General features: G+C 68.8%; 16 protein-coding genes and 1 riboswitch. Of the genes, 4 read left to right on the top strand and 12 right to left on the bottom strand.

Annotated elements, in window-relative coordinates; genetic code table 11:
• Positions 1-2: 2 nt before the first annotated feature.
• Genes ACWC2B_RS35225 through mycP form a run of 3 tightly spaced genes read right to left on the bottom strand, consistent with a single transcriptional unit; the run spans position 3 to position 3,885 of the window.
• Entirely contained in the window at positions 3-2,264 is a 2,262-nt protein-coding gene (locus ACWC2B_RS35225; protein WP_450723949.1) for a hypothetical protein, read from the bottom strand.
• A 15-nt stretch (positions 2,265-2,279) separates the two neighbouring features.
• Positions 2,280-2,708, bottom strand: a complete 429-nt coding sequence (locus tag ACWC2B_RS35220; protein WP_450723947.1) for a hypothetical protein — start codon at positions 2,706-2,708, stop codon at positions 2,280-2,282.
• Position 2,709: 1 nt separating this feature from the next.
• The gene (gene mycP / locus ACWC2B_RS35215; protein WP_450723945.1) at positions 2,710-3,885 is read right to left on the bottom strand and encodes a type VII secretion-associated serine protease mycosin; all 1,176 of its coding nucleotides are present in this window, start codon (positions 3,883-3,885) and stop codon (positions 2,710-2,712) included.
• Positions 3,886-4,701: 816 nt separating this feature from the next.
• On the opposite strand from mycP, the gene ACWC2B_RS35210 reads away from it, so the two are divergent.
• Positions 4,702-4,830 (top strand): hypothetical protein, encoded by a 129-nt coding sequence (locus ACWC2B_RS35210; protein WP_450723943.1) that lies wholly within the window; start codon positions 4,702-4,704, stop codon positions 4,828-4,830.
• Between the two features lie 438 nt (positions 4,831-5,268).
• Positions 5,269-5,424, top strand: a complete 156-nt coding sequence (locus ACWC2B_RS35205) for a hypothetical protein (protein ID WP_450723941.1) — start codon at positions 5,269-5,271, stop codon at positions 5,422-5,424.
• Positions 5,425-5,596: 172 nt separating this feature from the next.
• On the opposite strand, the gene ACWC2B_RS35200 is transcribed toward ACWC2B_RS35205, so the two are convergent.
• The 6 genes from ACWC2B_RS35200 to thrC form a co-directional block, all read right to left on the bottom strand.
• On the bottom strand, positions 5,597-6,136 hold the full coding sequence (locus tag ACWC2B_RS35200; RefSeq protein WP_450723939.1) for a hypothetical protein: 540 nt from the start codon (positions 6,134-6,136) through the stop codon (positions 5,597-5,599).
• A gap of 142 nt (positions 6,137-6,278) precedes the next feature.
• The gene (locus ACWC2B_RS35195) at positions 6,279-7,025 is read right to left on the bottom strand and encodes a DUF4097 family beta strand repeat-containing protein (protein ID WP_450723937.1); all 747 of its coding nucleotides are present in this window, start codon (positions 7,023-7,025) and stop codon (positions 6,279-6,281) included.
• 302 nt (positions 7,026-7,327) lie between these two features.
• Entirely contained in the window at positions 7,328-8,953 is a 1,626-nt protein-coding gene (groL, locus tag ACWC2B_RS35190) for a chaperonin GroEL (RefSeq protein ID WP_386031783.1), read from the bottom strand.
• Between the two features lie 556 nt (positions 8,954-9,509).
• Complete coding sequence (locus tag ACWC2B_RS35185) at positions 9,510-9,713, bottom strand: cold-shock protein (protein WP_005315736.1); 204 nt, start codon at positions 9,711-9,713, stop codon at positions 9,510-9,512.
• A 422-nt stretch (positions 9,714-10,135) separates the two neighbouring features.
• The gene (locus tag ACWC2B_RS35180; RefSeq protein ID WP_450723935.1) at positions 10,136-10,411 is read right to left on the bottom strand and encodes a MoaD/ThiS family protein; all 276 of its coding nucleotides are present in this window, start codon (positions 10,409-10,411) and stop codon (positions 10,136-10,138) included.
• 98 nt (positions 10,412-10,509) lie between these two features.
• On the bottom strand, positions 10,510-11,796 hold the full coding sequence (thrC, locus tag ACWC2B_RS35175; protein ID WP_450723933.1) for a threonine synthase: 1,287 nt from the start codon (positions 11,794-11,796) through the stop codon (positions 10,510-10,512).
• A 17-nt stretch (positions 11,797-11,813) separates the two neighbouring features.
• A riboswitch (SAM riboswitch) is annotated at positions 11,814-11,968 on the bottom strand.
• A gap of 136 nt (positions 11,969-12,104) precedes the next feature.
• On the opposite strand from thrC, the gene ACWC2B_RS35170 reads away from it, so the two are divergent.
• Both ACWC2B_RS35170 and ACWC2B_RS35165 read left to right on the top strand, forming a co-directional pair.
• Positions 12,105-13,052: a glucosyl-3-phosphoglycerate synthase gene (locus tag ACWC2B_RS35170; protein WP_450723931.1), complete on the top strand. Its 948-nt coding sequence runs from the start codon at positions 12,105-12,107 to the stop codon at positions 13,050-13,052.
• 73 nt (positions 13,053-13,125) lie between these two features.
• On the top strand, positions 13,126-14,595 hold the full coding sequence (locus ACWC2B_RS35165) for an alpha,alpha-trehalose-phosphate synthase (UDP-forming) (RefSeq protein WP_450723928.1): 1,470 nt from the start codon (positions 13,126-13,128) through the stop codon (positions 14,593-14,595).
• Positions 14,596-14,599: 4 nt separating this feature from the next.
• Here the strand turns inward: ACWC2B_RS35165 and ACWC2B_RS35160 are convergent, their stop codons facing one another.
• The 3 genes from ACWC2B_RS35160 to ACWC2B_RS35150 form a co-directional block, all read right to left on the bottom strand.
• Positions 14,600-16,156, bottom strand: a complete 1,557-nt coding sequence (locus ACWC2B_RS35160; protein WP_450723926.1) for an alpha/beta hydrolase — start codon at positions 16,154-16,156, stop codon at positions 14,600-14,602.
• A 207-nt stretch (positions 16,157-16,363) separates the two neighbouring features.
• Positions 16,364-17,203, bottom strand: coding sequence for a trehalose-phosphatase (gene otsB / locus ACWC2B_RS35155; RefSeq protein WP_450723924.1), 840 nt, complete (start codon positions 17,201-17,203; stop codon positions 16,364-16,366).
• Positions 17,204-17,270: 67 nt separating this feature from the next.
• The gene (locus ACWC2B_RS35150; protein WP_450723922.1) at positions 17,271-17,519 is read right to left on the bottom strand and encodes a DUF3263 domain-containing protein; all 249 of its coding nucleotides are present in this window, start codon (positions 17,517-17,519) and stop codon (positions 17,271-17,273) included.
• Positions 17,520-18,169: the final 650 nt, after the last annotated feature.

The raw sequence follows: 18,169 nt of genomic DNA, 5'->3' as shown, positions 1-18,169 counted from the left end.
CATCATTGGGCACCTGACAAACCGCTAGTTCTGCGATTTCCATCGTTGGCCCAGCCTGCGATTTGCTTATATATCCCGTCGCCCTCGTTCGCAGAATACCCCGGATGGGAATTTGCCCAGCTTGAATTGACCGAGTACCACTGGTCAGCGAGAGCGTTGAGCTCGCCCTGTCGGTGGTCGTACGTCAACTGACTGTCGCCGGTAAGCTTCTCCGCCTGCCGGTGCTGCTCATCCATGATCCACGCCGTGGTTACCGCGTCGACTCCCCGCTGGGCCGCGTCCCCCACGACGGGAATGAGGGTTATCGGCGCGCCCAGCGCGTGGTAGCTCCAAGTCTTGTCCCAGGTGAAGTCGTGCTGGTCGCCCTTCAACGCCAGATACCGGGCTTGCTCCATAAAGCCGACTGTGTATCCGGCGGAACTCAGGGTGTCCTCCGGCTTGCGGCTCGCATCATAGAAGCCGTCGACGATGGAGCGATGCATGCCTTCGGTGAGCATGCCGTAGGAGTGCTCACTCCGAGAGATCTGCTTGGTCACTTCCAGGACCTGATTCTGGTCCAAGGGCGCGTACTTATAGTTGACCCTGCCCATCGATTCGTAGACCTCATGCCCGTGATTGCTCATCACCGTCGCCATGCTGTCCCGCAGTGACGCCGGCATGTCATCACCTTGTTTGGAAAAAAGCTCCAGGGAATGCCTGAATACGCGGTCATTGGCATCCGTGTGGGAGGTGGGGGCGAGGTGCGGTCCGGTCTGAGGGTCCGTGCCGGTTGCGGCAGCGGTCAACGCATCCCCCAGCCCCATGCGGGTATCGGCATCAGCTATGTCGGGACCGCGCGTTTCAACCTTCGCGGCCGGGCCGTCCCACTGGGTGGTGTTGATGACATCCCAATTGCGGCTGCCATCACCATGTCCCAGCAGATAATCGAAGCGCTTTTTGCCGTCTTCCGTACCTGGGTCAAGGTATCCGGCAGCACCTCCCGGATTATGGGACATGACACCGAGAGCCGCATCGACGGGGTCATTCGCGAACCAGCCGTCGCCGTCCTTCTTGTCGAACTTCCCATAAAGGTCCCAGATGTTCGGATCCTTCTTTTCCATTTCGATCATGTCATCGGTGATGTCTGCAACAAACTGCGGGGAGTAACCATGCCCTTGTTGCATCAGCGTGGCCAGGCTCTGATATCCACGTACCTTCTGCCCCTGCCCCGGCCCTACCTTGACTTGATCCTCAGCTACTTCGATGCCGTATTCATCATCGCCATGCTGCCGCAAAGCATCGCGCCACCGGTTATAGAACTGTGCATCTTTGCTGCCCTGCCAGAAGCCGAACTCAAGCTTGTATGCCGATGTCCCGAACTGCAATCGCTTGCCGGAGGCGTCCTTGAGCTCCGGGACACGCGTCGCGGTCGCCAGCGAGTCGGACAAACCGCCGTTGATACGCAGGTACGCATCCTTGTGCTTGGTGTCGTCAAAGTACGCAAGGTCGTCGATCTTGTTGGACAGCTTGAGGGTCTTGTCCGGGCCCAGCGAGTCGAGGAGCGTCTGGCTGAAGACTTGGTCGCCGGAGTTGTCACGCATAAGGCGCTCCCACTCCTCCAGGTCATCCGGCTTCTTACCGGCAAGAACCTGGTCCGCGTACGTTTTGGCCTCGCGGGCCTCGTATACCTCGATGTCGCCGACCGCGTCCCCGTTGAAGGTGTGGCCGAACCCCAGGGCCTGGTCGGCCGCCTGCTGGAGGAAGCTTTTGATGCCCGCGGCCTCATGAAGGGCCAACTTGACGCCCTGGTCTGCGTCATCGACCGCCTGCACTGCGTCCTTGATGCTCTGCGTCCACGTCTCCGCGGCTGCCTTCCCCTTCTTGACGGTCTCGTCGTAGTCCGTCCTGTAGGGGCTCAACTTGCCGGGGTCGTAGACCGCCTGGCCCTGACTGTTGACGTGCATCCCGTTCTTCTGCGCCTGCTCGACGAGATCCCGCACGTGGCTGATCCGCTGGGCGAACTGCCCGTGGGCATCTCGCAGAATAGAAGCGATCGCGTGCGCTTCCACCTGGGCATCGGCGAACTGCTTCCGCGTCGCCGCAAACTGCGCCGAGGCCGCATCGGCGCTTTCGCCGACCCAGCCCCCGTCCTTCGCGACGCCTTCCACCCAGGCCTTGTACAGACCCTCCGGTCTGATGAACTTGTCGGCCATGTCGTCCCAGCCCTGGGCAAGATCCGTCAGCGCACCTATTCGGGCGGTGACCACATCCTGATATGTGAGCATGTCCGTCCCCGTCTCCTAGACCTCGTGCCGAGGGGCATGCGCGGTGGGTGTCTGCGCGACCTGGCTCTTCACTCCGTGGTCGATGTCCTTGAAGTCCTGCTTGGTCTGTTCCAGCGCCGCCTGATCAGTTGCCAGGCGGCTCTTCAAGTTCTCGACCTGCTGCTCCCATTCGTCCTGCGCGTCCCCCAGCGCAGAACCGAACGCCCAGCCCGAGAACACCCGGGCAACCGATGCCGAGCCCTCTTCGGTATGGCGACCGGCCTTGTCCGTCCCGGGCCGTATGTCCACCCGCAACGCCTTGACCGCCGCCCCTTTCCCTGAGCCATTCGTCCTCAGATCTTCCGCGCCGCCGCTTGCGCCACCGCCCGCACCATCCAGGTGCATCTGATTTTGACGCCGCTCCACCGCGTCGGCCTTTAACTGCTCCCACTCATCCCAAGCCATCTCAGAAGGTCCTCGTGCGTTCGCTGCCTTCATGCCCCGGCCACCCCAACCCCGGTCCTTGCGTGGCTACTTGAGCCTGGGCGGCTACCGCTCGGCGGCGACGGGCGCGAAGGAACCAGAGGCCGAGGAGCGCGCCGGTGAGCGCCAGGGCGCCAATTCCCAGGGGCAGTACGTAAGTTGATGCCTTGCTTTCGCTGGTTTCTGCCGCCGGGGGCGCCTCATGCCTGGCGGGGGCCCCGGCGGGGCTTCCGGTGGAGTTCGGCGCGGGGGGCGCCACTGACGCGGTGAGGTCGGGCAACGGATACACGTCGGCGGGGCCGGGGTCGCCGGGGTTTTCCAGGGCGACTCGGGGGCGGACGATCCCGTAGCCGATCGAGTCGTTGCGCTTGGCGCCGTCTGTCGGGCCGCCGACTGTGTTGAGCATGACCCGCAGGACCTGGTTGTTGGTCCAGCTCGGGTGCTTCGACCAGATCAGGGCGGCGGAGGCTGAGGCTAGGGCGCTGGCGTCGCTTGTGCCATGCGTTCTGCACAGGCTCGTCTCGCTCTTGCACGCGTGCACCATGTCGTCGCCGGGCGCGGCCAGGTCAACCTGGGGGCCGTATTCAGACTCAGCGGTCTTGCGAAGGTCCCTGCCCACCGCCGATACGCCGACCACTCCTGGTGTAGCGGCCGGGTACTCGACTTCATTGTCTACATTGCCGTAGTTCCCCACGGACGCGAAGACCAACGATCCTTTGTCCAATGCGTATTTCACTGCTGCGGTGATCTGCGGCGAGCTTTCACTCACGCCCATGGAAATGTTGATGACCTTCGCGTTCTGGTCAGCTGCGTAGCGGATCGCCTGGGGAGCAATTATGTTGAACTGTTTGTTACCTTCAGCCTGGTTCGCGACTGCAGTTGAGTTGGGCATGCGGATCGGGAGGATCTTTGCGCCTGGGGCAAGGCCAAGAGCGCCCTTTCCACCACCGGCATCCCCCGTTCCAGCTATCAGCCCGGCCATGCCGGTGCCGTGACCCTGATAGTCGACGTGCGCATCGCCTGGCTGGTTCTCTGCGAAGTCCTTGCCCGGCAGAACTTGCCCGAGCAGATCGGGATTGCTCGGGTCGACGCCTGTATCGATCACGGCGACGGTGATGCCTTTGCCCGTGCTGGTCCGCCACATCTCGTCAGCCTTCATGGCATCGAGAAACCACTGCTTCTGGCGTGTCGACTCCGCCCAGGCCGGCGCGGTCGCGGCCCCTACCAGCAACAGGCCACACAACGCCGACACCGCAGCGGGCCCGCGCCTCCCCCCAACACTGCTCCTTGGCATGGGATTCCCTCGCGCCTTTCCTGAACGCATCAGTCGATGACCGGCGGCACAGCGCGCCCTGCGCCCTGCCGCCACGTCTCTTCGTCCTCGGTGAGGTAGCCGGGCCTTCCACCCGGTCCCTCACGCCGTAGGCGTGGCTTTTGTGAGTCCCGGGGCGCCCTGCCACCACGGTCACCGCCCGGAGCCGCACCAACCGGCCTCCCGCCCACGATGCCTCCTCGCTCCGCACCGGCACCTGCCGACGCGGAAGACGGAGCGCCCGCCCGCCCCGGCTGCTGCGCGCTGCCGCCGCTCACCCCTCTGCTCGCGGACGGCAAACGGCCGCCAGGAACCGCTCCTGGCCTGCCGGACGCCGTTCCCGGTGAGCCGAAACCCGCTGCTGGCCGACCCGCCATCTGGCCAGCGGGACCTGCTCCCGTGACAGGCCCTGCTGCGCCGTGGCCTGCTCCTTCCCCGGCCCCCACGACGGTTCCCCTGGGCATGCTGCCACCCGGTCGACCCGGAGGTGCGGGCACGGGACGACCGCCGGTGATGCCGGGGCTACTGTCCGGCATGCGAATGGGGCTGCGCCCAGACGCATTCTGTCCAGGCCCCATCCGAGGACTCCCTGCGGCCGTAGGCCGCCCCGGGCCCGTTGGACCTGGAGTCACGCTCAGCCCGCCGCCGAGAGCCGACGGCGGCATGCGTACTACCGACAAGTCACCGCTGTTGGTCGGGGGCGGGCTCGGCATGCTCCCTGCAGGGCTCGGTGTCGGTGCTGTCTGCGGCAAGGTGGCCACCGAGTCGATGTCCAACTTCGCGGGCTGCTGAACGTCCCCCAATGCGGGGTTCACTGGCAAGCGGAGGCTCGAATGGGGCGTCGGGCCTGGGCTGCCAGAAGCGGAAGCCTGGGCTTGCGCCGGGTACCCCGGGGCGGCGCGGCGGGACGAGGAGGTACCCCCCGCCGTACCGCTGTCGGACGGCTCGGCTGTGCCACCGTCGGACCAATTGCCTGCCCCTTGGGCCATCGCCGCCGGCGGCGGCGGAAACTTAGGCCGCTCCAAGCCATTCATCTGCGTCGCAGACTGCTGGTACGCCTGGCCCAGCTTCCGCATCTGTGTGACGGCCTCCTGCCGCACCTTCTCCTTGTCCGCTTCCAGCGCCACCAGTTCGGCCGTCGACTTCTTGCTGATCGCTGCCGCGTCCGGGTCGTTGTGCGCTGCACGTGCCGCGTCCAGGTTTCCTTGTGCGCCCGCCTTGTCTCGGGGGATGGCGGCCTGGGCCGAGGCGATCGCGTCGGAGGCGTGGCCCAGCCAGGTCGCGGAGCCCTCGCTGAAGTCGCCCAGCCTCAGTGTGGCGTTGGCCAGGTCCGCGCTCCAGGTGCGGAACGCGTCCGCGCCCGCGCCCTTCCACTCCACCCACTGAGGGCGGACCTTCAGGTCGTCCGCGATCTTCCGGATCTCCTTGGCCGCTTCCGCCAGGCGGACAGCGGCCCCCTGAACGGTGCCGCTGTTCGCCTGGTCCAGCCAAGCCAGCATGGCCTCGTGGCTCATGCCCTCGAACGGCGTGCTGCCGCCGGCGTTCCCCTTGCCGCCCATCAGATCGTCCCTCCGGCGTCGCCGCCCGACGACGGCTGCCCCGGCTTGGCCTGCTGGTTCGTACCGCTGCCCGGATGAGTCTCCGGCGCGGCCTGCCGGGGGTCGTAATCGCCTCCGTAGTGCTTCCTGGTCTCCACGGCGATCGCCGCCATCCGCTTGCGGATCTCGGCGTCGATGTTCTGGTAGCCCTTGTGGGACGCCATTACCGCGATGCCCATGCCCTCGATGGAGTCCGACAGCAACTTGGACAGGCTCTCCAGCTCGGCGATCACCGTCTCGTACGAGGTGAACAGACCCGTGGCTTCGGCGAACGCGCCGCCCCCGCCCCCGAACTGGTCGCGGGCCAGGCGCTCTTGGCCCACCTCGCCCGGTCCGGCCGGAGAGCCCTTGAGGTTCCGGATCAGCTCGTCCACACGCTGCTGGAACTTCGTGAACGACGTCAGCTCGGTGACCACGTCCCCCGCGGCCCGCACCACATCGGCCGCGTCGGACGGCCAAGACTCCGACTGCGACGCCGCCCCACCCCCGCTTGGTGGCAAAACACCCTCCCCGTACAGCACTGTTTTCACACGCAACGCAACTCTAACTATCGGGAATTGCGGTTCCCAGTCGTCGCCTCGCAAAGTGCGGCGGAAACAGGCCAATGTGGGGTGCGGATCGACAGAAGTGTTCGCTCGTGGGCTACTTGGCGGGCTTCACCGATATGTCGCCGTTGCTCGTGGTCAGGTTCAGGCGGTGCGCGGCGGTCGGGGCGTCGGGTATGCCGAGCTTCTTGTTGCCGCTCTGGGTCCGGGCCGAGACCTGGTACTGGGCGGACGGGGCGGTCACCGTGATGCTGCCGTTGGTGGTCTGGGCCGTCACGTTCTGCACGGTGTCCGGGGTCAGGGAGATCGAGCCGTTGGACGCCCGGGCCGTGATGCCCGTGCCCTTCAGGCCGTCTCCGTTGATCGAGCCGTTGGTCGTGCGGATGTCGACCGGGCCCGTCGCGTCGTGCACCTTCACCCCGCCGTCGGTCGTGGACACCTTCACCTGGCCGACCGAGGACAGGCTCAGCGCGCCCGCTTCCGTCGAGCCGGTGACCGGGATGCCGGCGGGCACGTCCACCGTGTAGTCCACCGAGCAGTGGCCCGAGCAACCCTCCAGCACCAGCACGCCGTTCTCCACGTGGTACGTCGTGCCGTCCGGCTTGGACTTGCCCCGGTAGTTGACCTCGCGGTGTACGGCCGCCGTGTCGCGGCCCTTCTTGCCGCGCACCCGGAAGCCGTCCGAGTTCCCGTCTATACGTACTGCGGTGATCTTGTCCTTGACCGTCGCGTCGTCCTTGAACGTCTTGTCGTCCAGCGGGCCGCACGCGCCCAGCGCGCCGGCCGCGAGGGCGGTGAGGCTCACGGCCGCGATGGTGCGGATCCGCAGTCGTGTGGTGCGCATGCAATTCCCCCGAGTGTGTGCCAGTTGCTGCTAAACGCTTGTAGTCGCTTGCCAGTTGAGGCGGTCTCCCGGCCCCTTCTGATCATAAATTCTGCCCGGCCCGCAGGTCCCGCACCATGGAGCCAGCACTACCTTCGACGTTCGGTTTTCCCGAACCCGTTCCGTACCCCCGGGTTCGGAACCCGAAGACCCGGAACCGGGAAACGCCCGAGGGCGGCACCCCCGTGATGGGGATGCCGCCCTCGACGTATAGCCAGTACAGCCAATACAGCCAGTACTGCCAGGAGCTACCGAGCCGGGGCTCAGAAGTCCATGTCACCGCCCGGCATGCCGCCCGGAGCGCCGCCAGCCGCGGCCTTCTCCGGCTTGTCGGCGATGACGGCCTCGGTGGTGAGGAAGAGCGCCGCGATGGAGGCGGCGTTCTGCAGCGCGGAACGGGTGACCTTCGCCGGGTCGATGATGCCCTCGGCGATCATGTCGACGTACTCGCCCGTGGCGGCGTTCAGACCGTGGCCGACGGCCAGGTTGCGCACCTTCTCCACGACGACGCCGCCTTCGAGACCACCGTTGACGGCGATCTGCTTCAGCGGGGCCTCAAGGGCGAGCTTCACGGCGTTGGCGCCGGTCGCCTCGTCACCTTCGAGCTCAAGCTTCTCGAACACCGCGGAGGCCTGGAGCAGGGCCACGCCACCACCGGCGACGATGCCCTCCTCGACGGCCGCCTTCGCGTTGCGAACGGCGTCCTCGATGCGGTGCTTGCGCTCCTTGAGCTCGACCTCGGTCGCGGCACCGGCCTTGATGACCGCAACACCACCGGCGAGCTTCGCCAGGCGCTCCTGCAGCTTCTCGCGGTCGTAGTCGCTGTCCGAGTTCTCGATCTCGGCGCGGATCTGGTTGACGCGGCCCTGGACCTGGTCGCTGTCACCGGCACCGTCGACGATCGTCGTCTCGTCCTTGGTGATGACGACCTTGCGGGCGCGGCCGAGCAGGTCGAGACCGGCGTTCTCCAGCTTGAGGCCGACCTCCTCGGAGATGACCGTGCCGCCCGTGAGGATGGCGATGTCACCGAGCATGGCCTTGCGGCGGTCGCCGAAGCCCGGGGCCTTGACGGCGACGGACTTGAACGTGCCACGGATCTTGTTGACGACCAGGGTCGACAGGGCCTCGCCCTCGACGTCCTCGGCGATGATCAGCAGCGGCTTGCCGGACTGCATGACCTTCTCAAGGAGCGGCAGCAGGTCCTTGACCGAGCTGATCTTCGAGTTGACGATCAGGATGTACGGGTCGTCGAGCGACGCCTCCATACGCTCCATGTCGGTGGCGAAGTACGCCGAGATGTAGCCCTTGTCGAAGCGCATGCCCTCGGTGAGCTCAAGCTCAAGACCGAAGGTCTGCGACTCCTCGACGGTGATGACGCCTTCCTTGCCGACCTTGTCCATGGCCTCGGCGATGAGCTCGCCGATCTGGGTGTCGGCGGCGGAGATGGAGGCCGTAGAAGCGATCTGCTCCTTGGTCTCGACATCCTTGGCCTGCTCCAGGAGGGCGGCGGAGACGGCCTCGACGGCCTTCTCGATGCCGCGCTTCAGGGCCATCGGGTTGGCGCCGGCGGCCACGTTGCGCAGACCCTCGCGCACCAGGGCCTGGGCCAGGACGGTCGCGGTGGTCGTACCGTCACCGGCGACGTCGTCCGTCTTCTTGGCGACTTCCTTGACCAGCTCGGCGCCGATCTTCTCGTACGGGTCCTCAAGCTCGATCTCCTTGGCGATGGAAACACCATCGTTGGTGATCGTGGGGGCGCCCCACTTCTTCTCGAGGACGACGTTACGGCCCTTGGGGCCGAGGGTGACCTTGACGGCGTCGGCGAGCTGGTTCATCCCGCGCTCGAGACCGCGCCGTGCCTCCTCGTCGAACGCGATGATCTTGGCCATGTGAAGTGGTCCTCCCGGACAGGGGTGGCGTTCTTCGTGGATCGTGCCCGCGCCCGCGACGGACGGCCTGCAGCCCTTGTGGTTCCTTGCCCCACGCGGTCTGCGGGCCTCACTGACCCGATCCAAGTTCTGTCACTCTCACTGGGAGAGTGCTAAGCCCAATGATTAGCACTCGGCACCTGCGAGTGCAAGCGAGTCTCGTGAACCCGGGCCCTCTGCCGACCCCCTCGCGCCGGCCCCGGGACCGGCGGGGACCCCCCATGAACAGGGGGGACCCCCATCGCGACGGAATCGCACATGTCACAGCCCCGCGCCCCTAAGCAGGGCCGATGCCAGCCGGGCGCATGCCTAGCCCGTCATGGGGGTCCCCCCTGGCCCTTAAGGCCTTGGGGGGGTTTGAGGACGAGCGCCCTTCAGGCGCGAACGCGGTCCGGGGCGGAGCCCCAGCAGGACCCACCGGGCCGCACCACGGGGGACGCAGGAACGCGTGAAGGGGGCCACCCTTTTGGGCAGCCCCCTTCATGCGTGAGTGCGTCGGTGGCCGATCGCGCCGAGATCAGACGGCGAGCTTGACCATGTCCGCCTGCGGACCCTTCTGGCCCTGCGAGATCTCGAACTCGACTCGCTGACCTTCTTCAAGGGTGCGGTAACCGTCCATCTGGATCGCGCTGTAGTGGACGAAAACATCCGCACCACCGTCGACCGCGATGAAGCCGTACCCCTTCTCCGCGTTGAACCACTTGACGGTGCCCTGAGCCATGCCTAACTCCCCTATTACTGGCCCTTGCACGGGACCACACTTCGCGGACCCGGGTCAGACCTCCACCCTCCGACAGGAGAGGGTGTGCGCCGGAACGCGTCGACCGCGGCTGAATGTATCTGCCCAACTGCCCTCTGCAACAGGTCAATCGGACGAGAATTCCGGGCACACTCGGGGAGCGGAATGCCGTGAATTCTACATTCCGGGGCAAGTCGGGCCGGGCAAAGCGCACTTAAGGCACAAAGGACACACACACTTTGACCTCATGTTGTCGCGTTCTCATATGCACTTGGCACTCGAAGCGAAGGCGCTTCCCCAACTGTACCCCGCTCAACCATGTTGAATTGCCCCCTCCGCTTCTCGTGCGGAGGGGGCAACTCAAGAGCAACTCCGAGTACGACTCGGGTTAAGCGCGCGGCCGTTCAGCCGCCCGCGACCGCCGGGATGATCGAGACGCCGGCGCCCTCGGGCGTGGCCGTCTGCAGGCCCTGCTCGAAGCGCACGTCGTCGTCGTTGACGTACACGTTGACGAAGCGGCGCAGCTTGCCCTGGTCGTCCAGGACGCGCGCGGCGATCCCGGTGTGGTTCTTCTCCAGGTCGGCGATGACCTCGGCGAGGGTGGCGCCCTCGGCGGGGACCTCGGCCTTGCCGCCGGTGTAGGTGCGGAGAATCGTGGGGATGCGGACGTTCACGCTCATGGTTCGGTGCTCCTAGTCGTTCGGCAGTGGCCCAGTGGGCCGGGGGCCGCCTCGTGGCCCGCTCGTGGCCCGTCGCGGTTCGCTCGTGAGCCAGTGGCTCAGTGGGCGAGGCCCGCGTCGCGGAAGGCGTCCAGGCTCGGGCGGATGGTCGCGGTCGCCTGGGACGTGGCGGCCACCGCGTCCAGGGTCTTGAGGCCGTCGCCGGTGTTGAGTACGACCGTGGTGAGCGACGGGTCGAGCAGACCGGCCTCGATGAGCTTCTTGGTGACGCCGACCGTCACACCGCCCGCGGTCTCCGCGAAGATGCCCTCGGTGCGGGCGAGCAGCTTGATCGCGTCGACGATCTGCTCGTCGTCGACGTCCTCCACCGCACCGCCGGTACGGCGCGCGATGTCCAGGACGTACGGGCCGTCCGCCGGGTTGCCGATCGCGAGCGACTTGGCGATGGTGTTCGGCTTCTGGGGGCGTACGACGTCGTGCCCGGCCTTGAAGGCGGTCGACACCGGGGAGCAGCCCTCGGCCTGCGCGCCGAAGATCTTGTACGGCTTGTCCTCGACCAGGCCGAGCTTGATCAGCTCCTGGAGACCCTTGTCGATCTTGGTGAGCTGGGAGCCCGACGCGATCGGGATGACCAGCTGGTCCGGCAGCTGCCAGCCGAGCTGCTCGCAGATCTCGTACGCCAGCGTCTTGGAACCCTCGCCGTAGTACGGCCGCAGGTTGACGTTGACGAAGCCCCATCCCTCGCCGAGCGGGTCGCCGATGAGCTCGGAGCAGAAGCGGTTCACGTCGTCGTAGTTGCCCTCGATGCCGACGAGCTCGCCGCCGTACACCGCGGCCATGACGACCTTGCCCTGCTCCAGGTCGTGCGGGATGAACACGCAGGAGCGGAAGCCGGCCCGCGCGGCGGCGGCGCCGACCGCGCCCGCGAGGTTTCCGGTGGAGGAGCAGGAGAGCGTGGTGAAGCCGAAGGCGCGGGCGGCCTCAAGGGCCTGGGCGACGACACGGTCCTTGAAGGAGTGCGTCGGGTTGCCGGAGTCGTCCTTGACGAACAGCTTGCCGGGCTCGACGCCCAGCTCGCGCGCCAGGTTCTCGGCCTTGACGAGCTTGGTGAAGCCCGGGTTCAGGTTCGGCTTGTCGGCCACGTCGGCGGGGACGGGAAGGAGCGGCGCGTAACGCCAGATGTTCTCGGGGCCGGACTCGATCTGCTTGCGCAGCGCCTCGGGGTCGCCCAACGGCAGGTCATAAGCCACTTCGAGCGGTCCGAAACACAGTTCGCAGGCGAAGATCGGGCCAAGTTCGAAACGCTGGCCGCACTCGCGGCAGGAAAGCCCGGACGCCGGACCGAGATCGACAGCGGTGCGGGATTCAACAGTCTGTGCAGACATGGAGGGGAGGCCCTTTCTCCTCATCTTCCTCATGGCGAACGTCGCCATGAGACGGATTTGGCACCTTCCCTAGCCGGTGGCCTCGTGTCTTGATCGGCTTGATCGACGAGAACCGACTGGAGGGTTGCCGGGGCTTCAACGGGCCGTTTCCCTCTGCCCCTCTGGATGAGCGGTATTCGATTGTCAGCGTGATGACGACCCCCGACATGCGACGGTCATCCGCGTTGTTCAAGACTGTAACCGAAGCCCCGGACGGTTGAGATAGTCGTCCGAACCGCGAGATGGATCACACGAGGAGGCCAGGAAACGTGCTGGAAGAGGTGGAACGCTGGCTGAGCAGGCGTTCCTGGTCCGCGGCGGAACGGCCGATCGAGCGGATCCTGGCCGCGAAACAGCGGACGGGTACGACCGTCAGTGTCGTACTGCCGGCGCTCGACGAGGAGGCCACGGTCGGTGACATCGTGGCCGCGATCCGGCGCGAGCTGATGACCGCTTCCGTGCCCCTGGTCGACGAGCTCGTGGTCGTCGACTCCGGCTCCCGCGACCGTACGGCCGAGGTCGCGGCGAAGGCCGGCGCCCGGGTCGTCCACCGGGACGCGATCCTGCCGCGGATACCGGCGCTGCCCGGCAAGGGCGAGGTGCTGTGGCGCTCGCTGCTCGTGACCAGCGGAGACATCGTGTGCTTCATCGACGCGGACCTGAAGGACTTCGATGCCGGGTTCGTCTCCGGGATCGTCGGACCGCTCCTGACCGACCCGGACGTGGACTTCGTCAAGGCGATGTACGACCGCCCGTTCGCGGACTCCGCAGGCCAGGGCGGCCGGGTCACCGAGCTCGTGGCGCGGCCGCTGCTCAACCTGCACTGGCCCCAACTGGCCGGAATCGTCCAGCCGTTGGGCGGCGAGTACGCGGCCAGGCGCTCGCTCCTGGAGCGGCTGCCCTTCCCCGTCGGGTACGGAGTGGAGCTCGCGCTGCTCGTCGACGCGCTGCACACGGTGGGGCTCGACGCGCTGGCGCAGGTCGACGTCGGCGTGCGCAAGCACCGCCACCAGGACGGGCAGGCGCTCGGCCGGATGGCCGCCGCGATCTACCGCACCGCGCAGCTGAGGCTGTCCCGGGGCCATCTCGTACGGCCCGAGATCACCCAGTTCGAGCGCGGCGAGCACGGCTTCGTCCCGCGCACGTACGCCGTGGACACGGAGGAGCGGCCACCGATGCGGGACATCGAGGAGTACGCGGTGCACCGGGCCGCGTAGGACGGCCGGATCCCGCTCATGGGGCGGGCGTACGGGCGTTTGAGGGGTTGCGGGGTGGGCTAGGTTCCGCAACATGGTCACCGCGCACGCCGCCCCCAGGGCCCAGGTACTCGTCGCGTCGAATCGCGGCCCCGTCTCGTACGCGCTGAAGGAGGACGGGTCCCTCGAATCCAAGCGGGGCGGGGGCGGGCTCGTCTCCGGGCTGAGCGCGATCGGCTCCGACGTGGAGTCGGTGTGGGTGTGCGCGGCGCTCGGCGACGGTGACCGCGAGGCGGTGCGGCGGGGCATCGGCGAGACGGGCGTCCGGATGCTGGACATCGACCCGGCCGTGTTCTCCGACGCGTACAACGGCATCGCGAACTCGGTGCTGTGGTTCGTCCAGCACATGCTGTACCAGACGCCGCTGGAACCGGTCTTCGACGCGGAGTTCCGGCGGCAGTGGGCGTCGTACGAGGCGTACAACCGCGCGTTCGCCGAGGCGCTGGCGGTGGAGGCGGGGGACGGGGCGCGGGTCCTGGTGCAGGACTACCACCTGGCCCTGGTGCCGGGCATGCTCCGCGAACTCCGCCCCGACCTGCGCATCGCCCACTTCTCGCATACGCCGTGGGCGCCGGTGGACTATTTCCGGATGCTGCCGGACGACGTCGCGCGGCAGTTGCTGCGGGGGATGCTGGGGGCGGACCGGCTGGGGTTCCTCACGTGGCGGTGGGCCGCCGCCTTCGCGGATTCGGTCTCGGGGGTGCTGGGGGCGGACGAGGGCGAGGTGTCCGGCGCGCCGGGCGGGGAGGAGCGGGTCTTCTTCCGGCACCGCCTGCCGGGCGGGGCCGCGCGCGAGACCGACATCGCCGTGTACCCGCTCGGCGCGGACGGTGACTTCCTGCGGCGGCGTGCGCACGAGGCCGACGTCGAGGAGCGCATGGCCGCGCTGCGCGAGCAGATCGGGCCGGGCCGTCGGACGATCGTGCGGGTCGACCGCACCGAGCTGTCCAAGAACATCGTGCGGGGCCTGCTCGCCTACCGGCATTTGCTGGACGTGCACCCCGAGTGGCGGGAGCGGGTCGTGCACGTCGCCTTCGCGTATCCCTCGCGGCAGGACCTGGCGGTGTACCGGAAGTACACGGAGGAGGTGAGCCGGGTGGCTTCCGAGATCAACTCCCTTTACGGGACGGACAGTTGGACTCCGGTCGCGCTGCACGTCCAGGACGACTTCGCCCGGTCGCTTGCCGCCTATCGCCTCGCGGACGTCGCCCTCGTCAACCCCGTGCGGGACGGCATGAACCTCGTCGCCAAGGAGGTTCCGGTGGTGTCCGACTCGGGGTGCGCGCTTGTGCTGTCGCGGGAGGCGGGGGCGCACGAGGAGCTCGGCGAGGACGCGCTCGTCGTGAACCCGTACGACGTCACGGGGACGGCCGCCGCGTTGCACGCGGGGCTGACCATGGCGGAGGGGGAGCGGGCCGAGCGGACGAAGCGGCTGGCGGCGGCCGGTACGGCGCTGCCGCCCCGGCGGTGGTTCTTGGCGCAGCTTCAGGCGCTGGGGGGCTGAGCGCCTACCGGTTCCGCTGGACGCAGGTCCGGTCCCCCGCCGGCAGGCGGCCACCGGCCAGGTACTCGTTGACCTGGTCGTCGACGCACGTGTTGCCGTAACGGCCGAACAGGGCGTGCCGGTTGGCGCCCTTCAGGGTGAGCAGCCTGGAGCTCGGCAACTGGCGGTGCAGTTCGACGCTGCTCCTGTACGTGGTGCGCGGGTCGCCGGTGGCGGACACGATCAGCGCCGCGGCGTCGTGCCGTATCCCGGTGGGCTTTTCGCGCGGACGGTCCCAGAAGGCGCACGGGGTGATGTTGTCGGCCAGCGGGCCGAACAGCGGGTGCGCGGCGCGGCCGCGCTCGATGTCCCGCCAGTACAGCTCGGGGTCGCGCGGCGCGGACACGTCCCCGCAGATGATCGCGGACTGCACGCCGGTGGGGCCGCCCTCACCGCGCAGCGCGTACCGCAGCGAGGCCGTGAACTCCGGTGACAGCGTGGTCTGTTCACCCTTGGCGGCCTTGGCGAGGAGGGCCGTCTGCTCGGCGAAGGACGCCCTCGCCCGGTCGGTGTCGTCCGCGGTGCCGGTGTAGAGGAGGAGCGGGACGCGGCTGTCGTCGATCGCGAAGGCATCCGCGCCGGTCCCGATGGTCAGCGGGGCTCGCGCGGCCGCCTCGGTGACGCGGCCGAGAGTCGCGAGCACCTCGGTGCGGGTGCCGCCGAGGCCGTAGGTGTCGTGGCGCCGCGCCGCCCAGGCGGCCCAGTCGGAGAGCGCCTTCTCGTTCTCGCGCTCGGTGCCCCGCAGGAGCCGGGGCCGGTAGTCGCCCGGCGCGAACGCCCCGTCGAGCACCATCCGGTCGGTGCGGCCGGGGAACAGCTGCGTGTAGACCGTGCCCAGGTAAGTGCCGTACGAATAGCCGAGATAGGAGATCCTCCGCTCGCCGAGCGCACCGCGGATGACGTCCATGTCGCGGGCCGTGTTGCGGGTGCTGACGTACGGGAGCACCGAGGCGGCGGCGGCCCGGCACTTGTCGGCCAGGCTCTTCTGGAGGGCGACCTGCCGGTCGAAGGAGGCCCGGGTGGCGCCGGCCGAGAGCCAGGGCATGCCGACGGGCCAGCCGCAGTCCAGCGGGGTGCTGCGGCCGACGAAGCGCGGGTCGAAGCCGACGATGTCGTACCGCGCGCCCACCTCCTTCATCGCCTTGCGGATGTCCGGCGGCGACTGCACCGCGGGGCCGCCGGGGCCGCCGTTGTTCAGCAGGAGCGAACCGATGCGACGGCGGGTGTCGGTGGCCCTGAGCCGGGAGACCGCCACGGTGATCCTGCGGCCGCGGGGGTCGGTGTAGTCCAGCGGCACGGTCACGTCCGCGCACTGGGCGCCGGCCCGGTCGAGTTCGCGGCCCGTCGCGTCCTCGGGGCCCTTGGCGCAGCCGCCCCAGCCGAGGCGCTGCTGGTAGTAACTGCCCAGCCCGGCCCCGTATTCGGCGGGTACGTCGCCGGTCGCGGCCAGCGCCGGTACGGGGAGGGTGCTGAGGCAGGAGGCGAGGGCAAGGCCCACGGCGAGGGCGCGGAGGGGGCTCACGGAGTCTCCTCGGGCTGGTGTGATCGCATGCCCCGAGGCTAGGAATCGGCCCTGGCCCGGCACATCACCCACCGGCAGGAGGACCCCGCTCCCGCCCGTCGGACCGCATGGGCCCCAGATCCCGGTCGGGCTCCCCCTGCGGGAGGAGGCGAGCCGCCGGCAACGGTTACGTGTGTGCGGCGAGCGTCCGCGGGGTCGCCCGAGCGGTCACATGTGTGCCGCGAGCGTCCGCAGGAACGTGGTCATCGAGGCCGGGCCGTTCATCAACAGGTCGGCCCTTTCCGCCAGTTCGGGGATCACCGTGTCCGCGGCCACCAGCAGCCCCGGCATGCCGTCCGAGCGGAGTTTCTCCACGGCGGCGAACGCGGGGAGGTCGCCCAGGTCGTCGCCCGCGTACAGGACCGACTCGGCTCCGACCTCGCGCAGGTACGCCGCGAGCGCCACCCCCTTGTCCATGCCGGGGGGCCTCAACTCCAGTACCAGGCGGCCGGGTTCGAGGACCAGGCCGTGGTGGGCGGCCAGGTTGGCGAGAGGGACGCGGAGGGCCTCGAAGGCTGCCTGGGGGTCGCGGGCCCGGCGGGTGTGGACCGCGACGGCCTGCCCCTTCTCCTCGATCCAGGTGCCCCGCCAGGCGCCGTGCGCGTCGAGGACTCCGGGAAGTTCCGCGCGGGCGGCGGCCACGCCGGGGTGGGGGGCGGGGGTATGGACGGTGCCGGTGACCGCGTCCCAGCGCTCGGCACCGTAGTGGCCCAGGACCACGAGGTGCTCCAGGCCTCCTACGCCCGCGAAGCCTCCGTAGCGGACCGCGACCCCGGCCGGCCGGCCGGTGACCACGGCGACGGACGCCACGTGCGGGGCGAGTGCTACCAGTGCGGGTACGGCGTCGGGGTGGGCCCGGGCCTGCTCGGGGTCGGCGACGATCTCGGCGAGCGTGCCGTCGAAGTCGATCGCGACGACGGCCCGCTCCGGGCGGGCAACGATCGCGGCGAGACCGTCGCGGCCCAGCTGGGTGGTGGGGGTCGGCAGGGGTTGCGATTGGCTTCCCATGCGGCCGACCCTATCGGGGCGCGGGCGGGCGGAGGCGGGTGCACGTATGGCGCAACGGTGCGTGCGGTCAGCGGCGGTCGCGCTGTTCGTCCCTGGCTCGGCGCAGACGGTTGACCGTCACGGGGGCGTGGGCGAGGGCGCGGGTGTCGTCCAGGAGGGCGTTGAGCAGCTGGTAGTAGCGGGTGGGCGACATCCCGAACTCCTCCCGGATGGCCCGTTCCTTGGCGCCGGGGGTGGGCCAGGTGCGGCCCTCCATCCGGAGCACGGCCCTAGCGCGGTCGTCCAGCTCGTTCACTTCACCCGGCTCGTCTGCCATGGCCTCCACGGTAGCCCTGGCGGAGGTGCGGGGGCCCGGGGGGTGCCGGGCCCTGGGGGGGGTGCCGGGTCCCCGGGGGGGGCGGGGTCCCCGGGGGGGGCGGGGTCCCGGAGGGTGCGGGCTCGGCGGGGTGCCCGGGCCGGGCTGGGTGCGCTGGGGCTGCGCCCCAGACCCCGGGAGGCCCCACCCCACCCCTTCCCGAAACCCGCCGGGGGTGTGGGCAGCTGTGGCCGGCGCTTCGGGTGCGGGCCGTCCGTGGCTGGTCGCGCAGTTCCCCGCGCCCCTGGCAGTACTGGATGCTGGCAGGGGCGAGCACCTTCAGCCCGTCCGGCGCTTGAGGACGAGCGCCCTTCAGGCGCGATACGGGGTCCGGGGGCGGAGCCCCCGAAAGGGGCGCAGGGGACGAAGTCCCCGCGGGGGTTCGAGGGGCGCAGCCCCTCAGGGGGGTCTGGGGCGCAGCCCCAGGGCTCAGCCGTCCAACCCCCTGCACGGGCGGGAGGGTGGAAAACCCCCGGGGGTCTGGGGGCGCAGCCCCCAGGAGCCGAACCCTCCCACCCCTTGCACGGGCGGGAGGGTGGGAAAACCCCCGGGGTCTGGGGCGCCGCCCCCAGATCGGAAGAGGGGGGGGGTGGGGCAGAGTGTGGTACGCC

Source organism: Streptomyces sp. NPDC001415 (genome assembly GCF_053597395.1).
Note: the sequence above shows the minus strand (reverse complement) of the source record. Positions and strands in the feature narration are given on the sequence as shown.